Origin of the sequence: Candidatus Arsenophonus nilaparvatae, from assembly GCF_045346035.1 — a bacterium.
GTDB classification, from domain to species: domain Bacteria; phylum Pseudomonadota; class Gammaproteobacteria; order Enterobacterales; family Enterobacteriaceae; genus Arsenophonus; species Arsenophonus nilaparvatae.
The window spans coordinates 202,674-223,345 of sequence record NZ_CP158507.1 but is presented as its reverse complement, the minus strand read 5'-3'; the positions used below and the strand labels follow the sequence as shown (position 1 = coordinate 223,345).

The following is a 20,672-nucleotide window of genomic DNA, read 5'->3' as shown; positions in this document are numbered from 1 at the left end:
GAATTAAACGCGCTCGAAAATAATGTCCTCAAGGGCGTCACTGTATTGAATATGCTCAAATACGTTAATTCTATATCGGGCCGCAATGTCACCGAGACAGCAATCCTGTTCATTAAAATCACGGCAGTTTTCGCAAATCGATAAATAGGTTTCATAGTCCTGTTCCGGCATATCGACGGTCTTTGCCAAATAAACCGATTGGCGAGCGGTAATACGGACAGGGCGTGTTTTCATGATTAACGTACCTCCCAGGTGATTCGGCAGTTATCTTGCAGAAACTGGTATTTTTCCCAGCGACCCTGATGGTCGGTACCCAGGGCATAGCGAACGGCATGCCCCTTTTTATGTAAGGCATCACACCGTCGGTCATGCAGCAGGGTAATGGTCGGACGGCTATAGCCATCAACGGTAAACTGACTGACGGTAAAACCTTCCTGGCTGAGGTTGTCCATCACCGACAGGCATTGCCTGAACTGCTGCTGGATGGCCTGGTAGGTCATCGCTGACGGGTTTTTAATGGTCACGGCGGGGTTCAGCATAAAGCCTCCTTTAATGCACACTGTGAATAATATTGGCGTCGATAACCGGAATGGCGTTTTGCGCGGCCAGATTCATGGCGGCGGTCACCAGATTGCCGATAGCCAGGGGATAAAGCAGGCTGACCGGCGTGTCTTTTTTCGGGCGCAGCCAGCTTAGGCGTTGACGTAGTGCCGGTATCGCATCCGGGCCGAGGACTTTGCTCGTGTCGCCACCGACGCGTTTAAACTTGAAATCAAGAAAGTCGGTCAGGTGTTCATCCAGCGGCGGCAGGTCAATCACTTCGCAGCGCTGTACCACTTCCCTGACCGCTAGCAGGCGCTCGGATAACTTGTCGCCCAGTTCGGGTTGTCCCAGCAGGACGATGGACAGCAGTTTTTTAAAGCTGTCTTCCAGCTCAAAGAAGCGTTTGAGGTGCTTTAAGGTCGGGATGGGCAGACAATGGGCTTCTTCAATCACCAGTACATGGCTGTACCCGGCGCGGCTGCTCTCTTTTAATAGTCGGTGTAACTGACGGAAGCGGGCTTCCGGCGAGCGTTTGAGTTTTTCCAGTGGGGCCAGGGTATGGACAATAGCCTCGGCAAGACTGGCCGCTTTCAGGGTCTTGCCCTGATGGTCGTTGTCTTCCATCGCCAGCACGTAGGGTTCAATCACCACCACCGGGGCGTTTTCCCGATAAATACGGTCAGTCAGGTCACGTCGCAGCGTGCTTTTACCCGAACCGGATTCGCCGATAACGGCGATAAAGCCGCCATAACGGGCGGTCTGGTACAATGCCTCACGCACATAACGGCTTTGAGGGGTTAAAAACACATCTTCATGACCCTGTATGGCCTGGTCATCAAACGGGGCGCGAAACAGCCCGAAATGCTTTTTGGTGGCAGGCAGCAATACCTGTTTTTTGAGTAACATGGTGTCTTCCTCATTGCTAAGTAGTGGGCGCTTTTCCTTTCCGCCGGGCGTTATCCCGTCAAAGCAGTCGTCCGCTGCGATGCCCTGGTTACATAGCCAGGCACGGATACGCTGTTTTAGCGCGTCGGTGTCCTGTTTCGGCCACTGATGGTGGTTGACTATCTGCGCCAGTGTCGCCTCGGAAAGGTCAAGCGCACGGGCCAGTGCCGCCTGGGTCAGATTGTGTTGTTGTAACAGGGTTTTCAGTTTCAGCATGATGGCCTCCCGTTAACCGTGACTGGCCAGACTGAGCACCACATCGGTGGACTGGGCCATCAGTTCATCACCCAGTGCATCGACCTGGTCAGCCGGAATACCGTCCGGGAAGCGTTGGGTCAGCGCGGTGTAAAATTCACTGCGCCAGGTCTTGCCCGCCGACTGGAAACGCGCGCGCAGGCGTTGCACCACCACGACCGGGTTTAAACGTTCTTCAAAACGCGGGGCGCAAACCGGGGAGACCTGACCCTGTTTGGGCAGGTAAATCGGTGGGGTATCGCGTTCATTGTCCAGATAAGGGTTAAAGCGCCCATCAAAGGGTAAGGCGTTGGCTTTTTGCGCGGCGGCGGTTTCCCCCGGCGTGGTGGTGCCATACAGGGTCTGCTCGACTTCCGCCAGATGATGTTGCGCCGTGGTGTGGGGTAATGCCTTGAACGATTCGCCTAATGTCGGTGCATTGAGGGCAAAGCCATAGTCGTCTTTCACCACTTCCGGCACCCGGCAGAAGGTTTCCAGCCCGTCCTCATTCATCATGACCACCTGCGCTTCACTGTCGCGCCAGGGGTTACGCACTATCTGTACGGTGTCGCCCACGCAAACGCCGGGGACTTGCCGCACATCATATTCACTCCCCCTGAACGACACGCGAAGGTGGGTGCTAACCTTACGGTTTTCCGGCAGACTCACCGCCAGTTCGCGGCATACGTCAACAGGTGGTGCCTTGATTAACTGTCCAGGGGTAATACGCAGCCAGCAGTCGGTGCGGGTCATGCCGGTACGTCGGTGGATGGCGGTACGGTTGTATTTTTTACGCCACAACCCGACCAGGCGGTTCAGTTCATCAATATTATCGACTTGCACAAACCGCAGGCCAGATTCAAAATGGCACTCGAGAATGTCGCGCGCCTTTTCCACTGAGCCGGTAGCGCGGGCGTTGCGGGCTTTATGGGCGATAAGTTGAATACCGAGGGTTTTGCACAAGTTACGCATCGTGGACGAGACCAGGGCACAACCGGGGTCGGTATAAAGGATACGCGGCACGCCATGCAGTACGTCGGCCCCACCGCGCTCCTGCATGGCATTAATCAGCACATCGGTAAAATTTTGTGTCGTTTCGCCACCGAAGCGGTACTCGGCGTAAATCCAGCCGCTGGTGTGGTCGGTCAGCTCAAATGACCAGACGCGGTCGTTAACAATGCGGTCGAGATTTTTGGGCTTGTTCTTGTTAAATTCCGCCTCTGTCATCATGCGCAGGCCGCTATCGCGTGTCGTGCGTTTTTTATCGGGATTTTTCAGGTAATAAAGCACACACAGCGACGCATCCAGCTGCCAGGCATGATTGGGATGGTCAGTTTTTAGTTGGACACACGGGGCCGGTGCCCGTAACTGATTAGGGTGTAGACGATAGTGGTACAATGCCCGGCTGATGGCATCGACCGACAGGGCGAACCACTCGCCGGTTTCATTATCAATATACCCGGCATCAATCAGGTTATTAGCCCGCAGGTCGTTAACCGTCTTTCGCAGACTGTAGAGGCGTTTGCCATTCTTACGTTCTGCTTCCATGATAACGCCCGATATCAACAGAGCTTCGTCACGCGTCAGGGCACTGGTACCATAATCTACCCGCTGCTTGCGCGGTGCCTTATAGCTCACCTGCTTGATTTTTCGCAGCAGCGTCGCCCTGGAAATGCCGAGTGCCTGGCAACCTGTCTGATAAACCGCGTCTTTACCGCCATGCCTTGCTTTTTCGGCAGCCTGAGCAATCGCCAGTACGCGTTCGGTCAGGATGGTGTTCATTGCACCACCTCCTCACCGTTATCTTCACCAGTACCGCGCAGGTGCTCCGGTAACTGAAAATCGGCGTCTTCGGCATCACTATCGTCTTTTATCCAGTCAGGTACTGCCTCTGACACCGCGTGGTGGGGCAAGGCAAAGTCGCTACGTAATACATTGATTTCAAACTCAATATCATTGAGTAGCCCCGCTAAATAGTCGGCATGGGACAGAATATCCCCACTGTGGCTATTCAGTTTTTCCAACCCTTCGCGGAAGCGTCCCATTAACATAGCTTTAACATCAAAGCCCACCAGACTAATTTCTTCGCGGAGATGCCGTAAGCCCTCTTCCCCTAACGGGCGATGTTGATCGATCAGGCGTTTTTCACTCAGTTCATTGATCTTTTGATCTTTCTCATTGGCCAGGCGGCGGCTGGCTTCAAGGGATTTTTCTGTCTCTCGTAATTTTGCGCGCAGTTCTCGTACCGACATCCTGTCAACCTCGGTCAGTGTCATACCAGCAATAGTGCCGCCTTCGGCTAAAACATCTAGATCCTCATCATTTTCAGTTAATAATTCATAAAGTTTAGCTTTTCCCAAAACGCCTAACGTTGCGCGTTTTGGGGCTTCAATTCCATTACCTAAAAACTTTAGGCTTGCCTGCATCATTCTGCGAGCTGTTTGCGGTATAAGCCCTAAATCCTTTTCAAGGATTTTTGTAAATTCCCCATGAGGTTCATTCTCTTTAAGAATAATGAGTCGCTTCCCCGCCTCAAGCATGGCTTCGGCGCTCTGTGCCATATAGAAGCGCGCCTCATGCACAATGCGCTCGCGCTGATAGGGCAAGCCCTCGCCGTACTTATCCATAATGGCTTGCTGATGTTCAGCCAGGGCATTAAGGTTGTTCATTAAATCCGGTGCCAACGGTTGTTCGGGGGCAATTTCAGCCGTCATCGGTAATGCTTTTCTACCCATTATTTTGTCCTCTTACAGTTTTGACGATGAGGCTACGCAGCGGCCATGCCTTTCTGCCATCTTGATTTGTGCCCGTTCGGTTTCATCAAAAAAGGCAAGGGCAATCTGTATCAATTCTTCACTCAAGGCGTAATTCCCATTGAAGCGCCGCTCAATCATCCCTTCTTCCACTAAAAATGGCAGGGTGCGACTGATATTGGCCGCAGAGTCATTGATTAGCGCCGCCAGGGCTTTATTGGACAGGCCGTCGCGGTAATGCCCTTTCATGGCTTTCAAAATACGCAGCGCCCGCCGTGTGCGTGAAGAGGGGTGCAGTAATAAGGTGTTTTTCATCGAATGCCTCTTTTTCATTAATGGAAATTGTGTTACCGTCAGTGAAACAGGCGAATGTTATTTTTTATGGCGTTTTTTACTGTATGGCATGGGTGAACCAACTATCTGTTCAATAGCGCATTTTACTTTACGGGCTTTTCCGCGTGAGCCTTGGCAAGCACCATTCAGTAACACATAGATGTCATGAGGCTTAAAACCATATTCCTGTGCCCACTTAGCGACCGAAGGATATTGCTGATAGATATGCTCGTAAAAATTGCGCTTAAAGTCGGCTGGGTGTTGCAGTGACATGGTGTTATCTCCGTTATAAAAAGTTAAAAATAAATATACAATAGCATTCAAAATAATGTAAAGTCTTTTTTATATGTTTTTGTATGTTTTCTATCACCGTTAAAGACCACGGGCTGTTATCGGCCTAAAGGAGACCTGTATGGCAAAGAAAAAAGCGACAACCAGCCTGTCTGTCAGTACGGCGGACAATATCACGATTGCGGGGGGGGGGGCAATTGCATACCCTGAAAAAAGGCAGAAAACAGCGCTCAACAGGAGGTGATGGCGCGTTTTGGGGATGGGCTACCCTATGAGAGGGAACGCATTGTGCATGAAGCGCGCTTCTATATGGCGCAAAGTGCCGAGGCGATGCTGGAGGCCGGGAAGCGGCTGATTATTCTTAAAGAGAATGAACCTCATGGGGAATTTACAAAAATCCTTGAAAAGGATTTAGGGCTTATACCGCAAACAGCTCGCAGAATGATGCAGGCAAGCCTAAAGTTTTTAGGTAATGGAATTGAAGCCCCAAAACGCGCAACGTTAGGCGTTTTAGGAAAAGCTAAACTTTATGAATTATTAACTGAAAATGATGAGGATCTAGATGTTTTAGCCGAAGGCGGCACCATCGCCGGATTGACGCTAGATGACGTTGACCGGATGTCGGTACGGGAATTACGGGCGGCATTACGTAAAGATGAGTCGGCGCTTAAACGCAGTCAGCAACTGGTGGCAGAAAAAGAGAAGCAGTTGCAACAACTAAGCCAGCAACTGGCTGGCAAAACGTCTACGGCTGCTACGAGCGATGAACAGGCACCACTCGATACCCAGCAGTGGGTGACACTGACACTCGAAGGGGTGGGAGATCGTCTTAAATCAGAGCGCCTGCGATTGGGGCTTAGCCAGGAGATCTTCGCCGAACGGTGCGGAGTCAAAAAACTCACTCAATACAACTATGAAAAAAGTGAGCGGCATCCTGATGCGGCTTATCTGGTATCGGCTAAAGCATTAGGGGTTGATGTTAATTACTTGATCACTGGTGAGCGCAGTGATGAAGCCAGTGCACTCGACGTGGTAAGAGATGAGGAGGAGGCAACTTTATTGACGACGTTCCGCCATATCCCCGGTGAAACACGCGAGGTGGCACAACGTACCCTGGCTGCAATGGCAGAGAAAAAAGCCGCCCGCAGCCGCGCATGACCCATCCCTCTCCGTTGCAGCGGAGAGGGTTATTTAACGGTAATAATCAGCTCACGCCGTTGGGTGGGCTGATTGCTGTTGAGACTATAACGAATTGGTACACTCTCCATCACAAAGCCTCGAAACACTGCCCGCATCTCGGGAATATCATTGACTGAAATAATCATCATGCCCGCTAAATCCCGTCCCATACCCGCTAATTTTTCATATTGCTCCAGGCCAAAATCCACGCCATAGCCTTCTGTCCCCCAGTACGGTGGGTCGCAGTAAAACAGCGTGTGCGGACGGTCATAACGGGCAATGCAGCTGGCCCAGTCCAGCTGTTCTATGGTGGTGCGTGATAATCGCAGATGCGCGAGCGACAGCTCTTCTTCCATGCGTAGCAGATTCAGGCGTGGCCCCGTGGTGGTGGTCACGCCAAAGGTGTGCTCCGCCACCTTGCCGCCAAATGCCTGTTTTTGCAGGTAATAGAAACGGGCGGCCCGCTGGATATCAGTTAAGGTTTCGGTTGGGGTGATGGTTAACCAGTGATACATCGCCCGGCTGACCAGCGCCCATTTAAACTGGCGCATAAACTCTTCCAGATGGTGTTTTAGTACCCGATAGAGATTGACCAGCTCGCCGTTGATATCGTTAATCACTTCCGCTTTGCTGGGTGACTTCATAAAGTAGAGCGCGGCTGCGCCACAAAACGGCTCCACGTAGCAGGTATGCGCAGGAAAGCGCGGTAAAATCTGTTTTGCCAGCCGCCGTTTACCGCCTATCCAGGGCAGTATCGGTAAAAAATTTTGCTGCATTGTCTGTAAGCCTTTTTCACTAATGGAAATTAAGGTAGACTCTTTCCTGTTCTCGAGAACGGAAAGCGCCACGGTTGACTCACAGGTCGTGTCTGTGTGTTGACGGCCTGTCCGGTGTTCCTGCACCGGGTGGGTCGCGCTTTTTCCCTTGCCCCATTCGGGGCTAATCACTGCGCCTAACCTAACCGTTCACCAATCCTCCCACTAGTAAACCGCTTTAAAAGCGATTGGCGCACTGTCCTGCGACACTGTCGGCCTGATTCTCAGGGAGATGGTGATGAAAATCCGAAAAAAATTGACTTTGACACCCTTTAAAACCCCGCGTCTCGGCGGTTGGTTGCTCACTGCGGCCGGTTTGTTGCTGGTGATTGGCCTGGTGTCGCCGCAGCAATTGCCGGTGGTCGTCTATAAGCTGGCTTTGATTACCCTGGCAGCGGTGGTCGGTTACTGGCTTGACCGTTCGCTGTTCCCCAAAGCGCGACCCGGTCAATACCTGCACCATGACCACCCGGAGGTAGCACAAGGTCGACATCCGGTGCGCGGCGGCTGCCATCAGGTCTTTGCCGCCGCTCAACTGCGTCGAGCGGTGATTGTGGCGGCGGTGTGTCTGAGTGTGGCGATGGGGTTGTGAGTATGCATTATCACCAACACCCCAATAAACCACCCGGCATGATGCTGTTCTTTTTGCTGATGCTACTGCTGGGTGGTGCCTTTGATGCGAATGCCGCCCATCCCCCGCCCGCAGCACTGCCATACCGGGCTGACCTGATACGCAACGCCCGTCTGGTATGGGGCCTTAATGCGCCAGTGGCGGATTTTGCCGCCCAGATTGACCACGAAAGTGGCTGGCAGCCGGGTATCACCAATACCATTGGGGCGCAGGGGCTGGGGCAGTTTATGCCCACGACCACCGCCTGGATTGGGGCGTTAATGCCAGGGCTGGCGGCCAAAGCACCCCTCAATCCCGGCTGGAGTTTACGTGCGGTGGTGAGTTTCGATCACTGGCTATGGCAACGCGTGTCGGCGGTAAATGCGTGTGAGCGCATGGCGATGACGCTCTCGGCCTACAACGGCGGCCTGGGCTGGGTACAGCGTGACCGCCGTCTTGCGAAACAGCAGGGGTTCGATGGCAGGCGCTGGTTTGACAGCATTGAGCGGGTGAATGCCGGACGCGGCGCAAGTGCCTGGCGCGAGAATCGCCATTATCCCCGCCGTATTTTAAAAGCCCTGGCACCGCGTTATCTGACCTGGGGAGGGGCAAGCTGTGTTTAGTGCAGTCAGCCTGAAAAGCCTCAGCAGGGTGCTGGTGATGGCGCTGCTGTCGGGCATCTGGTGGCACGGCTACACACAAGGCGCAGCTCGCTCAACCGAACGGTGCGCGGCAACCCTCAGTCAGCTGCGCGAGACGTTTGCCATGCAGGAAAAACAGCGCGCCGAGCAGGCCGCACAAGCCCTAAATGCTTTGCAACAGCGTTTTACCCATCAGGTGAAGGTGGCGCATCAGGCTGAACAGGACTATCTGAATCGTATTGCGCAGCTTCGTGACAAAACCCGACACTTAACCAGGCGGATAGATGACGTTACCCAACACTGGCAGGATGAAAAAGGCCAGGCACATACTGTGGCCTGCGTATTTACTCGTGGCTTCGTGCAGCACTACAACGCCGCCCTCGGGCTGTCAGACGTTGACGGTTCAGTCCCTGCCGCCGCTGCCGGCGGCACTGGCAACACGACCCGGTCAGCTGAGACCCCTGGCGAGCGACACACCCCGAGTCCAGTTACCCAGCGCGATATCCTCGCCAATATCACCGACAACGGGCAACAGTGCCAGGTCTGGCGGGCACAGGTAAATGGATTACTGGATTATATAGAAGGATCACAACCATGACATTACAGGTCGATTTCTGGGTACTGGTGAGCTATCTGTTTGGGCTGGCGGGCTTTCTCGCGGGGCTGGCACGGTGGTTTATCCGGGAGACCGAAAAGCGTCAGACCGAACGGTTTGCGTCACTGGAGCGTCTGATGCGCGAGGCGTCCGATAAAGGGGTACGCCTTGAGCGCGAGGTGCTGGAGTTCAAAGTAGAGGTGCCGGAGCGTTACGTCCGGCGCGACGAATTTATTCATTATCAGCAGGTGGTGGAGTCACGGCTTGACGCGATTTACCAGAAGCTGGAAACGATACAACTGCGTCAGGTGGCAGGAGGATAACGATGATAGAGACCGAACAGGCGCGCCGTGAAGGGTTGCGCTGGGTGTTACTGCAGGTGGTCAACAAGGCGCGGCCCTATCCGGCCAATGACCGGCTGCTGTGGGATGTGGGCCATTCGCTCTACCCGGATATGACCATGCTGGAGCTGCAAAAAGAGTTGCTGTTCCTTGAGGGCTTAAGCCTGGTTCGCCTGACCCGACCGCCCGCACGCTCATGGACCGCCACACTGATGCCGGAAGGGGTGAATCTGGTGGAATACGTCACCGACGATATCCCCGGCATTGCCCGCCCGGCCAAATACTGGAGAGAGTGACGATGGCACCGCGCAGTCATATCGAAGTCTTGCCCGTCTCGGTGCGTGAATGGCTCGACCGGGCGCTGACCGAGCGCAATTTCAGTGGCTACCGCGAGCTGGAGACGTTGCTGCGGGATAAAGGGTACAGCATCGGTCGGGCGCAGATTTCCCGCTATGGCCAGAAGGTGCAACGCCGCTTTGCCGCTATTCGTGACGCGACTGAAGCGGCGCGGCAACTGACCAAGGGTGCGCCGGATGACCAGGATACCCGTTCAGAGTCCATTATGGCGTTGGTGCAGACTGAATTACTCAATAGCCTGCTGGAGGCACAAACCATCAAGGAAGAAGCGGGCTCGCCGGTTGAACGGGCTGAACGTTTTGCCCGCATGGCGAAAAATTTGGCCCCGATTATTCATGCCAGCGTCAGTCTGAAAAAACTGTAAGGCCAGCTTAAAAAAATCAGCGCGGAAATGGCTACGCTGGAGCTGGAAGCAGCGCAGCAAGGCAAAGGACATGTCAGTCTGGAGACCCTGAAGCGGGTGCGTGAAGAAATTTATGGGATTATCACATGAGCAAAAACGTGACACTCTACCCGTATCAGCAACACTGGATGCTGGATCCGGCGCGTTTCAAGATTGGCTGTTTTGCCCGCCAGACCGGTAAGACCTTTACCACCACGCTGGAAATTGTCGATGACTGTCTCAGGGTGGAAGCCCTCGGTGGGTCGGCGCGTTGGGTGATTTTATCGCGCGGCGAGCGCCAGGCCAAAGAGGCGATGGAAGAAGGGGTCAAAAAGCATTGTCAGGCGTACGGTCTGGCCATCCGTGAAATCGAAGGCAGCGTGAAAGGCTCGGGCAGCGAACGTTATACCATGCTAGAGGCGGAGCTACCCGGCGGCTCACGTATTACCGCACTCCCGGCGAACCCCGATACGGCGCGCGGCTTTGCCGCCAATGTGTTTCTCGATGAATTTGCCTTTCATGCTGACAGTCGCAAAATCTGGGCCGCGCTGTTTCCGGTAATATCAAACGGCTACAAGTTGCGTGTCACTTCCACCCCGAATGGCAAGGGCAACAAGTTTTATGAACTGATGACCGACCCGTCGCTGGACAGCGTCTGGTCGCGCCATCGGGTCGACATTTACCAAGCGGTCAAATACGGCCTGCCACGGGATGTGGCCGCCCTCAAACAGGCGCTCAATGATGAAGACGCCTGGGCGCAGGAATTTGAACTGCACTGGCTGGATGAAGCATCAAGCTGGCTTTCCTATGATCTGATTGATGGCGTAGAGCACCCGCAGGCCGGCAAGCCTGAGCACTATCAGGGTGGCCCCTGTTTTGTCGGGGTCGATATCGGTCTGCGCCACGACCTGTTTGTGATTTGGGTGATTGAGCAGGTGGGCGATGTGGTTTGGACGCGCGACATCATTACCCGCAAGCGTGCCCCGTTTGCCGAGCAGGATGCACTGCTCGATGGGGTCTTTGCCCACTACCGGGTGCTGCGCTGCTGCATCGACCAGACTGGTCTCGGCGAAAAGCCGGTGGAAGATGCCAAACGCCGTCATGGCAGCACGCGGGTCGAAGGGGTGTTATTCACGCCCAGAAACAAGCTGACGCTGGCGACACGCGGTAAAGAGGTCTTTGAAGACCGGCGCTTGCGACTGCCACAGGGCGATGGCGCGTTACGCGCCGATTTGCATAAACTGAAAAAAGTGATGAGTCCGACTGGCGCGCCGCGTTTTGTGGCCGAGAGCGATGCCGCCGGGCACGCTGACCGTGCCTGGGCGCTGTTTTTAGCGCTTAACGCCGCCGACCAGCCGCACGGCCCGGTGCGCGCTTATTCCTGTTGCCCACGGCAGGCCTCATCCTTGCTGGAGGGATATTGATGATTATCGATAAAAAAGCGTTGTTCAGTGACATTGCTACCCGTGCCCGCAGTCCGGCGGGCCTGGGGCAACTGTTTGGCCATTTACCCAATCCCGACCCGATATTACGCGCCAGAGGCCAGGCGATTAGCGTCTACCGCCAGTTACGCGCTGAGCCGTTGGTGGGTAGCAGTATCCGGCGGCGCAAATCGGCGGTCAAATGCCTGGAGCGCGGACTGGATGCAGGGCAAGCGCCCGCCCATGTGCTGCGCTTTATTGAACAGACCCTGGCGCAGTGGGACATGAACCGCATCATCGGTGAACTGCTGGAGGCGGCCTTTTTTGGCTATCAACCCGCCGAACTGAGCTGGGCAAAAGACGGTCGCCATCTGGTGGTCACCGATGTGGTGGGCAAGCCACCGGAGTGGTTTACCTTTGATACCGAGAATCGCCTGCGCTTTCAGGCACCGCAGTCCGGCCTGGCGGGCGAGTTATTACCGCCGCGCAAATTTGTGGTGGCGACACAAGACGCCACCTTTGATAACCCCTACGGGTTTGCGGATTTGTCGCTGTGCTTCTGGCCGGTGACGTTCAAGAAAGCCGGCTGGTCGTTCTGGATGCGCTTTAGTGAGAAGTACGGCACCCCCTGGGTAGTGGGGTATCATCCGCGTAGCCAGGACCAGGCGCATATCAGCCCGCTGCTGCACTCCCTCGAGCAGATGGTGCAGGATGCGGTGGCGGTTATCCCGGATGACAGCAGCATTGAATTCAAGGAGCCCGCCACCAAAGGCGCGTCGAGCCGTCTGTATAAAGACCTGATTGAGATGGCTCGCAGCGAAATCACCATTGCGCTGCTGGGCCAGAACCAGACTACCGAAGCCGAAACCAATCACGCTTCCGCCCAGGCCGGGCTGGAAGTGGCCGCCGATATCCGCGATGGCGATGCGGTGATGGTAATGAGTGCGGTAAACCAGATACTCCGCTGGCTGGTTGAGCTGAACTTTGGTGATGTGCCCGCGCCCGTGTGGCGACTGTGGGAGCAGGAGACCATCGATGAGGTGCAGGCCAAGCGTGACCTGAGTCTGGCGCAAACCGCCGGCTTTTTCAGCGCGCAATACTATCAGCGTGAATATGGCTTGCAACCGGGGGATTTGCTGATGGAAAGCGAGCCAAAAGCCACTGCTCCCTCCGCACCCGCGCTGACCTTTGCTGAGGAACAAACCAAGACCGCGTCTGATGCCCAGGCACAGCTTGACCGGGCACTGGACAGCCTGATGAAAAACGGCACGCTGGACAACACCCTGCAACCGCTGCTCATCCCGTTATTTGACGCGGTAAAATCGGGTATTTCCCCCGGCGAACTGAGGGGAAAACTGGCCGCACTTTACCCCGAGATGCAGGCGGACGCCCTCCAGGAAACCCTGGCCCGGGTGATGTTTGTTGCCAACGTCTGGGGGAGGTTACATGCCAACACTCAATGATAACGAACTGACGGCACTGTTTAGCCTGCCGCCCAAACGGGCGATAGCCTACTTAAAAGCGAAAGGCTTTACCTTTTCCTGGGATTGGCAGGACGTCTGGCAAGCCGCCCATGCGCAGAGCGCGACGGTGGCCAAGGTGACACAACTGGATATTCTGCAGGACATTTATCAGGCGCTGGAAACCACTCTGGCGGAAGGCAAAACCGGCCAGTGGTTTGCCCGTGAATTGACCCCAACACTGCAGGCCAAGGGATGGTGGGGGGAACAGGCAAACACCGACCCGGTGAGCGGGGAGCCGGTGACGGTGCAATTAGGCAGTCCGCAGCGACTGGAGACCATTTACCGCACCAATCTGACTACCCTGTACAACGCCGGGCGCTGGGCAGAAATGCGGGAGAATGTTGCGGCGCGTCCCTACTGGATGTATGTGGCAATACGCGATAACCGCACCCGCAAAAGCCACCTGGCACTGCATGGCCGGGTGTTTTCTGCCGATGACCCGGTATGGCGTGCACTCTACCCGCCCAATGGCTGGCGCTGTCGCTGCAGCGTGATTGCACTGTCTGAACGGGACATCAAAGCGCGAGGACTCACGGTGGAAACGTCCGGCGACCGCCTGCGCTGGTCGTTGCAGGTGGTCTCGCGCAAAACCGGCGAAATGCAGCCGGTGGCCCAGCTGACACTCGACAATCATACGGTGTTTTCCCCGGATATCGGCTGGTCGTATAACCCCGGTGAAGGGTATCGACCGGACTTAACCCGCTATCAGGGGCCGTTACACGCCGTCGCTAGCAAAGCACTCGGAGGCACTCAATGAAACCCACCCTCCTGTCGGTTGAGATAACCGATAACGACCTGAAACAGGCGCTGAAGCAACTGGAGAACGCCGCTTATGACCTGACGCCACTGATGCGCCGCTGGTCTGAAACGCTGAAAACGGCTACCGACCTTAATTTTGAAGAACAGGGGCGGCCACGCTGGCAACCGTCGGTCGCAGCACTCGCCCGCCAGGGCATGACGCTCTCACGTGACGGGTATTTGCGCCGCAGCGTAACGCCGGAATATGATGCGCATCAGGCCAGGGTCGGCACCCATCGCGTTTATGCCCGACTTCATCAATTGGGTGGGAAAGCGGGGCGCGGTGGGTCAGTGACGCTGCCGCCGCGCCCTTACCTGCCGGTATCCGAGGCGGGACAGCTACAGGCTGAAGTCAAACGCCAGCTGCTCGATGAAGTGATTGATTATTTGCAACAGGCTAGCCTCCGCTAAGCGCTGCTTGACGCGTTCGGGTGCTTAAAGGATACAACGCGATACCCGAGCGCGTTTCCGCCCTTTATAAAGCTTTATAAACCCCTTCCTGACGCGGTTATTTCTGATAGCCGCCTCGTCATTCATTTGTCTTCAAAAAAGACGCAAATGAAAATCTTTAAAGCCCTTTAAAAGGGAAATCAGACAACCCGACATAGACTGTTGGCATGATAGTCAATGGAGGTGCCATGAAACCCCTGCATATTCTCAAGCCAGGCCACTATATTACCGGAGCCGGTGACCGCGTGACATTTAGTGAAAACGATTTGCATGTCTGTGCGAATGCCTATGATCCGGCTTTGCATGAAGCGCCAATAGTGATCGGTCATCCGACGACCAATGCACCCGCTTATGGCTGGATCAAACGGCTGTCGGCGCAAGGACGCTCACTGATAGCCGAACCCCAGCAACTGGAGCCGACATTTAGCGAATCCGTGGTCAGTGGGCGTTACAAAAAAATCTCAGCCGCCTTTTATGCGCCGGATTCCCCCCATAATCCGGTGCCCGGTATTTACTATTTGCAACACGTCGGTTTCCTGGGTGCCCAGCCGCCGGCGGTCAAGGGCCTTAAGCCGGTGACCTTTAGTGAAGGCGAAGAAGGGGTCGTCGTGTTGAGTGAAGACATGCAGTGCGATCACGATCCGCTGTTTACCCGCTTACGGGCGTTCCTTAGTCACTATTTGCGCACCCAGCCTGACACGCCCCGCTTAACCACCGCGACCAGCACCTTTTCTGAGCCGAGGCTCATCACGCCACCCCTGACAACGGAGAACCTTACCGTGGAAAAAAATGGAGCCGAAAATCAACGGCTGCAAGCCGAGAACGCCGCCTTAAAGCAACAGATTAGCGCCCATCAGGCTGAAAAGGCCGCGCAGGCCGCCAACGTCGCCCACGAGGTCAATGTGGCATTTGCCGAAAGTCTGATTAATGAAGCACGCCTGGCCCCTGCCGGACAAGCGGTGATGGTGGCGTTACTGGATGCGCTGTCTGGCAAAGAGCAGGCGTTGACCTTCAGTGAGGGCAGCAAAACGCAACCACTGGTTGATGCCGTCAAGTCTCTGTTTACCAGCGCTACCCCGCTGGTTGATTTTAGTCAGCGGGCGGTGCCGGGAAGAGGCAACACGCCGCAAAACAGTCTGACCTTTAGTGAGCGGGCATCCGATCCGGATACGCTGCATCAACAGGCCATGGCGCTTAAGGCGCGTGAGTCCATCCCTTACGAAGCGGCGGTGAAGCGCTGCCTGTCAGGAGAGTCCTATGTCTGATTATTTAAAAAGCAAACGGGCCAACGACCCGGTGCTGACCCACATTGCCGCTGAATACCGCAATGCCAGCCTGATTGGGGAAAAGCTGTTTCCTCTCGTCAGGGTAGAAAAGGAAGGGTTAAGGTGCCGACCTTTGGTAAAGGACGGCTGGCGCTGTATGAAACCAAACGCGCGGTCGGGGCCAACAGCAATATTCTGTTAAGAGAGAAACAGGCGTTCACCGATATCGTGCTCGATGAGCATGATTTGGCGGTGCCGGTCGATTACCGCGAACAGGCGGAATCGATGTTCAATGAAGAAATCAAGGCGATTAAACGCGCCACCGACGGTATTTTGCTGCGCCGTGAGCAGTATGTCGCCGAGCTGGCCCAATCGGCGTCGGTCTATGCCAGCAACGCCACCAAAGCCTTGACGGGCGAGGCCGCCTGGAACAAGAAAAATGGCGATCCACTGAAAGAGATTGAAGCCGGGATGGAAGTGGTCCGGGCCAATATCGGCCTGCGCCCCAACGTCATTACCATGGGGGCGAGCGTGATGGCACTGTTGCGCTTCCATAAGGTGCTGCAAGACGCGCTGGGCGGCAATGAACGCAAGCGTATTACCACCGAGATTTTAAAAGATTTATTCCAGGTGGATGAGGTGCTGATTGGCGCACCCGTTCAGCTGGCGAAAGACGGTAAAAGCACCACCGACCTGTGGAAAGACAACCTGATGCTGCATGTCGTCAATTTTCCGTCAGTAGGCAGTGATAGCGCCGATGAGCATATGCCTTCCTTTGGCTATACCTTCCGCCGGCAGGGGATGCCGCTGGCCGACCGCTTTGACAGTGTTGGCGGCAAGGTGGTCAATATCCGCTATACCGATATTTACAAGGTAGCGGTGGTGGGCAGTGAAGCCGGTTATCTGATTAGCGGCATTAAAGGAGCGTAAAAGATGGTGACACAACAGGTGGTACTCACCACCACCGTCGTGGCGGTGGAAGATTTAACCGCCCATCGTCTGGTGGGCATAACGGCAAAACCCTTTAAGGGCACCGGGACGGAACTCGGTGTCGCCGAGGTCTCCGGTAAAAAAGGCGACAGCGTACCGATTAATGTGCTGGGCATCATGGCGGTAGAGGCCGGCGCCGCGATTAGCGCGGGCGAGCTGCTCAAGGCCGACAGTGAAGGCCGGGTGGTATCGGAAAGTGCATTAACCGGTGGCGGGCTGCCCGCTTCAACGGTGGGGGTGGCTCTGGATGCGGCCACTGCCGCGGGTGAAATTATCCGCATGGTCAGAGGTATCTGATGGCCTACTGCACGTTGGAGGATATCGGGCAATTGCTCTCCCGTCATACGCTGGTTCAGCTGACGCAGGATGTCTCAGGCGAAGCGCTGATGGGTGGCCTGCCCAATGTGATTAACGACAAGGTGCTGAACGATGCCATTCGCTATGCCGATGAGCTGATTGATGCCCATCTGCGCGGTCGTTATGTATTGCCACTGGAAACCGTTCCCACGGTACTGCGCGATATGGCGGTCAATCTGGTCAGCCATCGATTGTACCTGCGTCGTCCCGAAGGCCAATTGCCGGAAGCCATAAAAGAGGTTTATCGAGGCAGCTTAAAAATGCTGGAAGCCTTGCGCGACGGAAAATTGACGTTAGGTATCGCCGCCAGTGGTCAGGTGCTCCCCGAGCCGGGGGCTTTTCATGTTTATGCCCGTCCGGCGCGCTTTAGCGGCCCCGGCGGCTTACTGGAGGACTTTGAATGACGCTCGATATCATGCGCGCCCTCCTGGGCCTGCTGACAAAACGCTTACCGCAGCTGGAGGTCACCTTCTTCCCTGAGCAGCCGGAACGCTTTCATCTTAACCATCCACTCGGTGCGGTGCTGCTCAGTTTTGCCCGCTCACGTTTTGGCGACATTGAGGATGTGGGCATGGTATTCCAGCCGCGGGTGCTGCATTTCACGCTGACCCTGGTGATGCGCCAGCTTAACGGTAACGACGGGGCGATTGCCACCCTCGATACCCTGCGTCAGGCCGTGGGGGGCTTTATGCCGCCGGACTGTCGCCGCCCGCTGTGGTTGATTGATGAGGTCTTTTTGGGGCAATCCGAGGGTTTATGGCAATACGCGCTGACGGTGGCGACCGAAACCTGGTTTGTGCAGGACGCCCCGCAGGAGGCCTTACCGCGTACCCGGGAAGATATCATGAAGACAGAGAATAACGAGGTGGCTTATGGCGAAGTTTCGCTACAACGGTGAGTCCCCGAATGGGGCGGCCCTGCGTTTGGCTGATGGCCGTACCCAGGATGTGATGTTTTATCCCGGTCAGGTGGTCGATGTGCCGGTCGATCATCCGTTTATTGTCTCGCTGGAAGCGCAGGGCTATCTGACCTTCCTGGGCTTTGATTATCCCGATACGCCCGTTGAACCGCCAAAACCGTTGACTGATTTTGAACAACGATCACAACAGGCCCAGCAGCCGACTGGCAAACCGGCCCGTTATCGTTATGACGGCGAACAGATGGGCGGTGCTTCGTTACGTTTACCGGATGGCCGCATCCTGGATGTGATGTTCTGGCCGGGTCAGGAAGTGACCCTGCCGATGGATAACGATTATGTGCTGGGGCTGGAAGCCCAGGGCTATTTAACCTTTCTGGGTCAGGAAGCAGCAACCCCCGTCGACCCCATCATGACGGCACCGTTGGCACAGGCAATCACCTCATCGGGCGACACCGTGGCGCTTCCCGCTGATGAGGCCCGGCCCGTCGAAGCGCCGGTCAGCACAGCGTTAGTGATGCCCGCCAGAAAACGCGGCAAAGGGCCATTAGACACAAAAAGTAACGAGGTCACCCCATGAGTAGAGAACACCATCACGGCGTTGATACGCTGGAAATTGAACGCGGGACTCGTCCGGTCAAAACGGGAGAATCGTCCGTGATTGGCCTGGTCGGTACCGCGCCCACAGGCCCGGTCAATACCCTGACCCTGTGTACATCGGAAAAGGATGCCGCGCAGTTTGGCGATGAGCGAAGTGGATTTACCCTGCCGCAAGCCTTGCGCGCTATCTATGACCACGGTGTCGGGACGGTTCTGGTGGTCAATGTGTTTGATCCCAAAAGCCATCAGAAAACGATAACCGCAGAAAGTGTCACCTTCGATAGCACGCACCACAGTGCCACACTGAGCCAGTTACCCGTGGGTGATATGGTGGTGAAAAGCGCCGATGGGCAGACCCTCTATCAGGTAGCGACCGACTATACCGTGGCCGCCGCAACCGGCAAAGTCATCCGTGTCACCACCGGCGGTATTGCCCAGGGGGCCACCGTCAGTGTCACCTATAATACGCCGGATGTCTCAAAAATCACCGCTGCTGACATTCTGGGCACCACCAATGCCGCCGACCAGCGTACCGGTATGAAAGCGTTGGAAAATGCCGACAGCCTGTTTGGTTTTCGCCCGAAGCTGCTGATTGCGTCCGGCTTCTCGCACCAAAATGCGGTGGCCACCGCTATGATAGCCCTGGCACACCAATGTGAAGCCATCGCCTATATTGATGCTCCGGCGGGGACGACGTTTGCCCAGGCCATCGCTGGACGGGGGCCACAAGGCACGATTAATTTTAATACCGCCTCTGATCGGGTGCGCCTGTGTTATCCGCAGGTCAAGGTCTATGACAAGGCAACAAACCAGACTCGCCTGGAGCCGCTGTCGGCACGCGCGGCGGGTCTGCGGGCCAAAGTTGACCGTGAAAAAGGGTTCTGGTGGTCGTCTTCCAATCAGGCGCTGATGGGCATTGTGGGGATTGAGCGCCCGTTAAGTGCGCGTATTGACGATGCCAATAGCGAGGTCAATCTGCTTAACCAGAACGGCATTACCACGGTATTTAACAGTTTTGGTAGCGGATTACGCCTGTGGGGCAACCGCACGGCGGCCTGGCCGACCGTGACGCATCTGAAGAATTTTGAAAATGTGCGGCGCACCGGGGACATGATTAATGAGTCTATCCGCCATTTCAGTCTGCAATATATTGATCGCCCCATTAATCAGGGGCTGATTGATGCGCTGACCGAATCGGTCAATGGCTATGGCAGGAGGTTGATTGCCGATGGGGCGCTGCTGGGCTTTCACTGCTGGTATGACCCGGCGAACAACACCAAGGATGCGCTCAGTCTGGGGCAGTTGAAACTGAATTACAAATACACCCCGCCGCCACCCATGGAGCATCTGACCTTTGAAACAGAAATCACCGATGACTATCTGACGATACTGAAAAGCAAGGTCTCATCATGATAACCAGACAGCAAAAAACAGAAGAAGGAGCGCGTCATGGCGGGTAATGCACTGCATTTTATGACCAATGCCAATGTCTATCTGGACGGCAATAGTCTGATAGGTCGGGCAAAAGAAATCAAACTACCGGAAATCAACGTGGTGCAGCAGGAGCATCAGGCGCTGGGGATGATAGGCAAAATTCAGTTACCGGCGGGGTTTGACAAGCTGGAAGGGGAAATTCACTGGACCAGTCTGTATGAAGAGGTGGCCCTGCGTACCGCCAATCCCTTCAAGGCGTATCCACTGCAATGTCGCGGCAGCCTGCAGCGCTATAACCCGGCACAGGGTCGCCAGGATGAACTGCCGGTGGCGGTGTTTATGACGGTGATGTTCAGCAAAAATAGTCTGGGCAGCTTCAAGCAGCACGAGGTGCCGGAGATGAGCAGTAGTTTTACCTGCAGCTATATCAAGCAGGTGATGGATGGCCAGGTGCTGCTGGAGCTGGATGTGATCGCCAATATTTTTAAAATCAACGGTGAAGATATGCTCACCGATTATCGCGCCAATCTGGGTGCTTAACCTGACAATCCGAGGAGTGATGATGACAGATTGTATTCATTATCGTTTGCAATACCCTTATACCCTGGGCAGTGGTGAAAGGCTAACCCAGGTCAGCTTAAACCGGCTCAAGGTCAGTGACATCAAGGCGGTACGTCGCTTAAGTGAAAACGTCAATGACTGGGACAGCCTGTTGATTGCCCGCATGACCGGCCTGATACCGGAAGATATCGACAATATGGATTTGGTAGATTATCAACAGTTGCAAGGCCACTTTCGTCAGTTTGCGGGGCTGGATGCACTCGCCGAAGGCACTGCGTCAGGCACAGGCGCTGTTGGCGAGATGGTTCCGCTGGCAGCCGAGTGAGCTGGATGCGCTG

The 20,672-nt window shown here is 55.4% G+C and carries 27 protein-coding genes and 2 pseudogenes; 21 read left to right on the top strand and 8 right to left on the bottom strand.

Annotated features, from left to right (window positions below; translation table 11 throughout):
• Positions 1 to 3: 3 nt before the first annotated feature.
• The 7 genes from WH390_RS01070 to WH390_RS01040 form a co-directional block, all read right to left on the bottom strand.
• The gene (locus WH390_RS01070; RefSeq protein WP_032116679.1) at positions 4 to 234 is read right to left on the bottom strand and encodes a hypothetical protein; all 231 of its coding nucleotides are present in this window, start codon (positions 232 to 234) and stop codon (positions 4 to 6) included.
• 2 nt (positions 235 to 236) lie between these two features.
• The gene (locus WH390_RS01065; RefSeq protein WP_290605697.1) at positions 237 to 452 is read right to left on the bottom strand and encodes a hypothetical protein; all 216 of its coding nucleotides are present in this window, start codon (positions 450 to 452) and stop codon (positions 237 to 239) included.
• Positions 453 to 549: 97 nt separating this feature from the next.
• Positions 550 to 1,704 (bottom strand): AAA family ATPase, encoded by a 1,155-nt coding sequence (locus WH390_RS01060; RefSeq protein ID WP_032116677.1) that lies wholly within the window; start codon positions 1,702 to 1,704, stop codon positions 550 to 552.
• Positions 1,705 to 1,716: 12 nt separating this feature from the next.
• Positions 1,717 to 3,504 carry a DDE-type integrase/transposase/recombinase gene (locus WH390_RS01055; RefSeq protein WP_032116676.1) on the bottom strand — a complete coding sequence of 596 codons (1,788 nt, stop codon included), beginning with the start codon at positions 3,502 to 3,504 and terminating at the stop codon, positions 1,717 to 1,719.
• Positions 3,501 to 4,457, bottom strand: coding sequence for a hypothetical protein (locus tag WH390_RS01050; protein ID WP_069187520.1), 957 nt, complete (start codon positions 4,455 to 4,457; stop codon positions 3,501 to 3,503). The genes WH390_RS01055 and WH390_RS01050 overlap by 4 nt, the downstream gene beginning before the upstream one ends.
• 12 nt (positions 4,458 to 4,469) lie before the next feature.
• On the bottom strand, positions 4,470 to 4,790 hold the full coding sequence (locus WH390_RS01045; protein ID WP_032116675.1) for an Rrf2 family transcriptional regulator: 321 nt from the start codon (positions 4,788 to 4,790) through the stop codon (positions 4,470 to 4,472).
• Between the two features lie 57 nt (positions 4,791 to 4,847).
• Positions 4,848 to 5,081, bottom strand: a complete 234-nt coding sequence (locus WH390_RS01040; protein ID WP_032116674.1) for a hypothetical protein — start codon at positions 5,079 to 5,081, stop codon at positions 4,848 to 4,850.
• A 139-nt stretch (positions 5,082 to 5,220) separates the two neighbouring features.
• Here WH390_RS01040 and WH390_RS01035 point away from each other — a divergent pair, with 139 nt between their 5' ends.
• Positions 5,221 to 5,343, top strand: a complete 123-nt coding sequence (locus tag WH390_RS01035; protein ID WP_406850621.1) for a hypothetical protein — start codon at positions 5,221 to 5,223, stop codon at positions 5,341 to 5,343.
• Positions 5,337 to 5,754, top strand: a pseudogene (locus WH390_RS01030) (DUF3102 domain-containing protein); the annotation flags it as partial. The gene WH390_RS01035 and the pseudogene WH390_RS01030, both read left to right, overlap by 7 nt.
• 532 nt (positions 5,755 to 6,286) lie before the next feature.
• On the opposite strand, the gene WH390_RS01025 reads toward WH390_RS01030, so the two are convergent.
• The gene (locus tag WH390_RS01025) at positions 6,287 to 7,054 is read right to left on the bottom strand and encodes a DNA adenine methylase (protein WP_032116673.1); all 768 of its coding nucleotides are present in this window, start codon (positions 7,052 to 7,054) and stop codon (positions 6,287 to 6,289) included.
• A 277-nt stretch (positions 7,055 to 7,331) separates the two neighbouring features.
• Between WH390_RS01025 and WH390_RS01020 the strand changes: the two genes are divergently transcribed.
• The 19 genes and pseudogenes from WH390_RS01020 (at position 7,332) to WH390_RS00930 (ending at position 20,659) form a co-directional block, all read left to right on the top strand.
• Entirely contained in the window at positions 7,332 to 7,685 is a 354-nt protein-coding gene (locus WH390_RS01020) for a putative holin (protein ID WP_032116672.1), read from the top strand.
• A gap of 2 nt (positions 7,686 to 7,687) precedes the next feature.
• A complete protein-coding gene (locus WH390_RS01015) occupies positions 7,688 to 8,326 on the top strand; it encodes a transglycosylase SLT domain-containing protein (protein ID WP_081932935.1) in 639 nt (212 codons plus the stop codon).
• Positions 8,319 to 8,942 (top strand): hypothetical protein, encoded by a 624-nt coding sequence (locus WH390_RS01010; protein WP_032116671.1) that lies wholly within the window; start codon positions 8,319 to 8,321, stop codon positions 8,940 to 8,942. Before WH390_RS01015 ends, WH390_RS01010 begins: the two co-directional genes overlap by 8 nt.
• Positions 8,939 to 9,262 (top strand): hypothetical protein, encoded by a 324-nt coding sequence (locus tag WH390_RS01005; protein WP_032116670.1) that lies wholly within the window; start codon positions 8,939 to 8,941, stop codon positions 9,260 to 9,262. Before WH390_RS01010 ends, WH390_RS01005 begins: the two co-directional genes overlap by 4 nt.
• Before the next feature lie 2 nt (positions 9,263 to 9,264).
• The gene (locus WH390_RS01000; RefSeq protein ID WP_032116669.1) at positions 9,265 to 9,576 is read left to right on the top strand and encodes a hypothetical protein; all 312 of its coding nucleotides are present in this window, start codon (positions 9,265 to 9,267) and stop codon (positions 9,574 to 9,576) included.
• A gap of 2 nt (positions 9,577 to 9,578) precedes the next feature.
• Positions 9,579 to 10,001, top strand: coding sequence for a phage protein Gp27 family protein (locus tag WH390_RS00995; RefSeq protein WP_032116668.1), 423 nt, complete (start codon positions 9,579 to 9,581; stop codon positions 9,999 to 10,001).
• Positions 10,002 to 10,126: 125 nt separating this feature from the next.
• Complete coding sequence (locus WH390_RS00990) at positions 10,127 to 11,443, top strand: terminase large subunit domain-containing protein (protein ID WP_032116667.1); 1,317 nt, start codon at positions 10,127 to 10,129, stop codon at positions 11,441 to 11,443.
• Positions 11,443 to 12,903, top strand: a complete 1,461-nt coding sequence (locus WH390_RS00985; RefSeq protein WP_406850620.1) for a DUF935 domain-containing protein — start codon at positions 11,443 to 11,445, stop codon at positions 12,901 to 12,903. The genes WH390_RS00990 and WH390_RS00985 overlap by 1 nt, the downstream gene beginning before the upstream one ends.
• A complete protein-coding gene (locus tag WH390_RS00980; protein ID WP_052044999.1) occupies positions 12,887 to 13,720 on the top strand; it encodes a phage minor head protein in 834 nt (277 codons plus the stop codon). The genes WH390_RS00985 and WH390_RS00980 overlap by 17 nt, the downstream gene beginning before the upstream one ends.
• Positions 13,717 to 14,172, top strand: a complete 456-nt coding sequence (locus tag WH390_RS00975) for a phage virion morphogenesis protein (RefSeq protein ID WP_406850619.1) — start codon at positions 13,717 to 13,719, stop codon at positions 14,170 to 14,172. The genes WH390_RS00980 and WH390_RS00975 overlap by 4 nt, the downstream gene beginning before the upstream one ends.
• Before the next feature lie 227 nt (positions 14,173 to 14,399).
• Positions 14,400 to 15,476, top strand: coding sequence for a hypothetical protein (locus WH390_RS00970; protein WP_032116665.1), 1,077 nt, complete (start codon positions 14,400 to 14,402; stop codon positions 15,474 to 15,476).
• Positions 15,469 to 16,406: pseudogene (locus WH390_RS00965) on the top strand (hypothetical protein). The gene WH390_RS00970 and the pseudogene WH390_RS00965 overlap by 8 nt, the downstream one beginning before the upstream one ends.
• A gap of 3 nt (positions 16,407 to 16,409) precedes the next feature.
• Positions 16,410 to 16,763, top strand: a complete 354-nt coding sequence (locus tag WH390_RS00960) for a capsid cement protein (RefSeq protein WP_032116663.1) — start codon at positions 16,410 to 16,412, stop codon at positions 16,761 to 16,763.
• A complete protein-coding gene (locus WH390_RS00955; protein ID WP_032116662.1) occupies positions 16,763 to 17,227 on the top strand; it encodes a gp436 family protein in 465 nt (154 codons plus the stop codon). The genes WH390_RS00960 and WH390_RS00955 overlap by 1 nt, the downstream gene beginning before the upstream one ends.
• A complete protein-coding gene (locus WH390_RS00950; protein WP_032116661.1) occupies positions 17,224 to 17,721 on the top strand; it encodes a Gp37 family protein in 498 nt (165 codons plus the stop codon). The genes WH390_RS00955 and WH390_RS00950 overlap by 4 nt, the downstream gene beginning before the upstream one ends.
• Entirely contained in the window at positions 17,696 to 18,319 is a 624-nt protein-coding gene (locus WH390_RS00945) for a hypothetical protein (RefSeq protein WP_032116660.1), read from the top strand. The genes WH390_RS00950 and WH390_RS00945 overlap by 26 nt, the downstream gene beginning before the upstream one ends.
• On the top strand, positions 18,316 to 19,752 hold the full coding sequence (locus tag WH390_RS00940; protein ID WP_032116659.1) for a phage tail sheath subtilisin-like domain-containing protein: 1,437 nt from the start codon (positions 18,316 to 18,318) through the stop codon (positions 19,750 to 19,752). The genes WH390_RS00945 and WH390_RS00940 overlap by 4 nt, the downstream gene beginning before the upstream one ends.
• A 36-nt stretch (positions 19,753 to 19,788) precedes the next feature.
• Positions 19,789 to 20,313 carry a phage major tail tube protein gene (locus WH390_RS00935; protein WP_032116658.1) on the top strand — a complete coding sequence of 175 codons (525 nt, stop codon included), beginning with the start codon at positions 19,789 to 19,791 and terminating at the stop codon, positions 20,311 to 20,313.
• Between the two features lie 22 nt (positions 20,314 to 20,335).
• Positions 20,336 to 20,659, top strand: coding sequence for a phage tail assembly protein (locus WH390_RS00930; RefSeq protein WP_406850618.1), 324 nt, complete (start codon positions 20,336 to 20,338; stop codon positions 20,657 to 20,659).
• The last annotated feature ends 13 nt before the right edge of the window (positions 20,660 to 20,672 follow it).

Bases quoted from the DNA above. Each gene is read 5' to 3' on its own strand.
- WH390_RS01070 (WP_032116679.1), bottom strand. From the start codon at position 234: ATGAAAACACGCCCTGTCCGTATTACCGCTCGCCAATCGGTTTATTTG.
- WH390_RS01065 (WP_290605697.1), bottom strand. From the start codon at position 452: ATGGACAACCTCAGCCAGGAAGGTTTTACCGTCAGTCAGTTTACCGTT.
- WH390_RS01060 (WP_032116677.1), bottom strand. From the start codon at position 1,704: ATGCTGAAACTGAAAACCCTGTTACAACAACACAATCTGACCCAGGCG.
- WH390_RS01055 (WP_032116676.1), bottom strand. From the start codon at position 3,504: ATGAACACCATCCTGACCGAACGCGTACTGGCGATTGCTCAGGCTGCC.
- WH390_RS01050 (WP_069187520.1), bottom strand. From the start codon at position 4,457: ATGGGTAGAAAAGCATTACCGATGACGGCTGAAATTGCCCCCGAACAA.
- WH390_RS01045 (WP_032116675.1), bottom strand. From the start codon at position 4,790: ATGAAAAACACCTTATTACTGCACCCCTCTTCACGCACACGGCGGGCG.
- WH390_RS01040 (WP_032116674.1), bottom strand. From the start codon at position 5,081: ATGTCACTGCAACACCCAGCCGACTTTAAGCGCAATTTTTACGAGCAT.
- WH390_RS01035 (WP_406850621.1), top strand. From the start codon at position 5,221: ATGGCAAAGAAAAAAGCGACAACCAGCCTGTCTGTCAGTACGGCGGAC.
- WH390_RS01025 (WP_032116673.1), bottom strand. From the start codon at position 7,054: ATGCAGCAAAATTTTTTACCGATACTGCCCTGGATAGGCGGTAAACGG.
- WH390_RS01020 (WP_032116672.1), top strand. From the start codon at position 7,332: ATGAAAATCCGAAAAAAATTGACTTTGACACCCTTTAAAACCCCGCGT.
- WH390_RS01015 (WP_081932935.1), top strand. From the start codon at position 7,688: ATGCATTATCACCAACACCCCAATAAACCACCCGGCATGATGCTGTTC.
- WH390_RS01005 (WP_032116670.1), top strand. From the start codon at position 8,939: ATGACATTACAGGTCGATTTCTGGGTACTGGTGAGCTATCTGTTTGGG.
- WH390_RS01000 (WP_032116669.1), top strand. From the start codon at position 9,265: ATGATAGAGACCGAACAGGCGCGCCGTGAAGGGTTGCGCTGGGTGTTA.
- WH390_RS00995 (WP_032116668.1), top strand. From the start codon at position 9,579: ATGGCACCGCGCAGTCATATCGAAGTCTTGCCCGTCTCGGTGCGTGAA.
- WH390_RS00990 (WP_032116667.1), top strand. From the start codon at position 10,127: ATGAGCAAAAACGTGACACTCTACCCGTATCAGCAACACTGGATGCTG.
- WH390_RS00985 (WP_406850620.1), top strand. From the start codon at position 11,443: ATGATTATCGATAAAAAAGCGTTGTTCAGTGACATTGCTACCCGTGCC.
- WH390_RS00980 (WP_052044999.1), top strand. From the start codon at position 12,887: ATGCCAACACTCAATGATAACGAACTGACGGCACTGTTTAGCCTGCCG.
- WH390_RS00975 (WP_406850619.1), top strand. From the start codon at position 13,717: ATGAAACCCACCCTCCTGTCGGTTGAGATAACCGATAACGACCTGAAA.
- WH390_RS00970 (WP_032116665.1), top strand. From the start codon at position 14,400: ATGAAACCCCTGCATATTCTCAAGCCAGGCCACTATATTACCGGAGCC.
- WH390_RS00960 (WP_032116663.1), top strand. From the start codon at position 16,410: ATGGTGACACAACAGGTGGTACTCACCACCACCGTCGTGGCGGTGGAA.
- WH390_RS00955 (WP_032116662.1), top strand. From the start codon at position 16,763: ATGGCCTACTGCACGTTGGAGGATATCGGGCAATTGCTCTCCCGTCAT.
- WH390_RS00950 (WP_032116661.1), top strand. From the start codon at position 17,224: ATGACGCTCGATATCATGCGCGCCCTCCTGGGCCTGCTGACAAAACGC.
- WH390_RS00945 (WP_032116660.1), top strand. From the start codon at position 17,696: ATGGCGAAGTTTCGCTACAACGGTGAGTCCCCGAATGGGGCGGCCCTG.
- WH390_RS00940 (WP_032116659.1), top strand. From the start codon at position 18,316: ATGAGTAGAGAACACCATCACGGCGTTGATACGCTGGAAATTGAACGC.
- WH390_RS00935 (WP_032116658.1), top strand. From the start codon at position 19,789: ATGGCGGGTAATGCACTGCATTTTATGACCAATGCCAATGTCTATCTG.
- WH390_RS00930 (WP_406850618.1), top strand. From the start codon at position 20,336: ATGACAGATTGTATTCATTATCGTTTGCAATACCCTTATACCCTGGGC.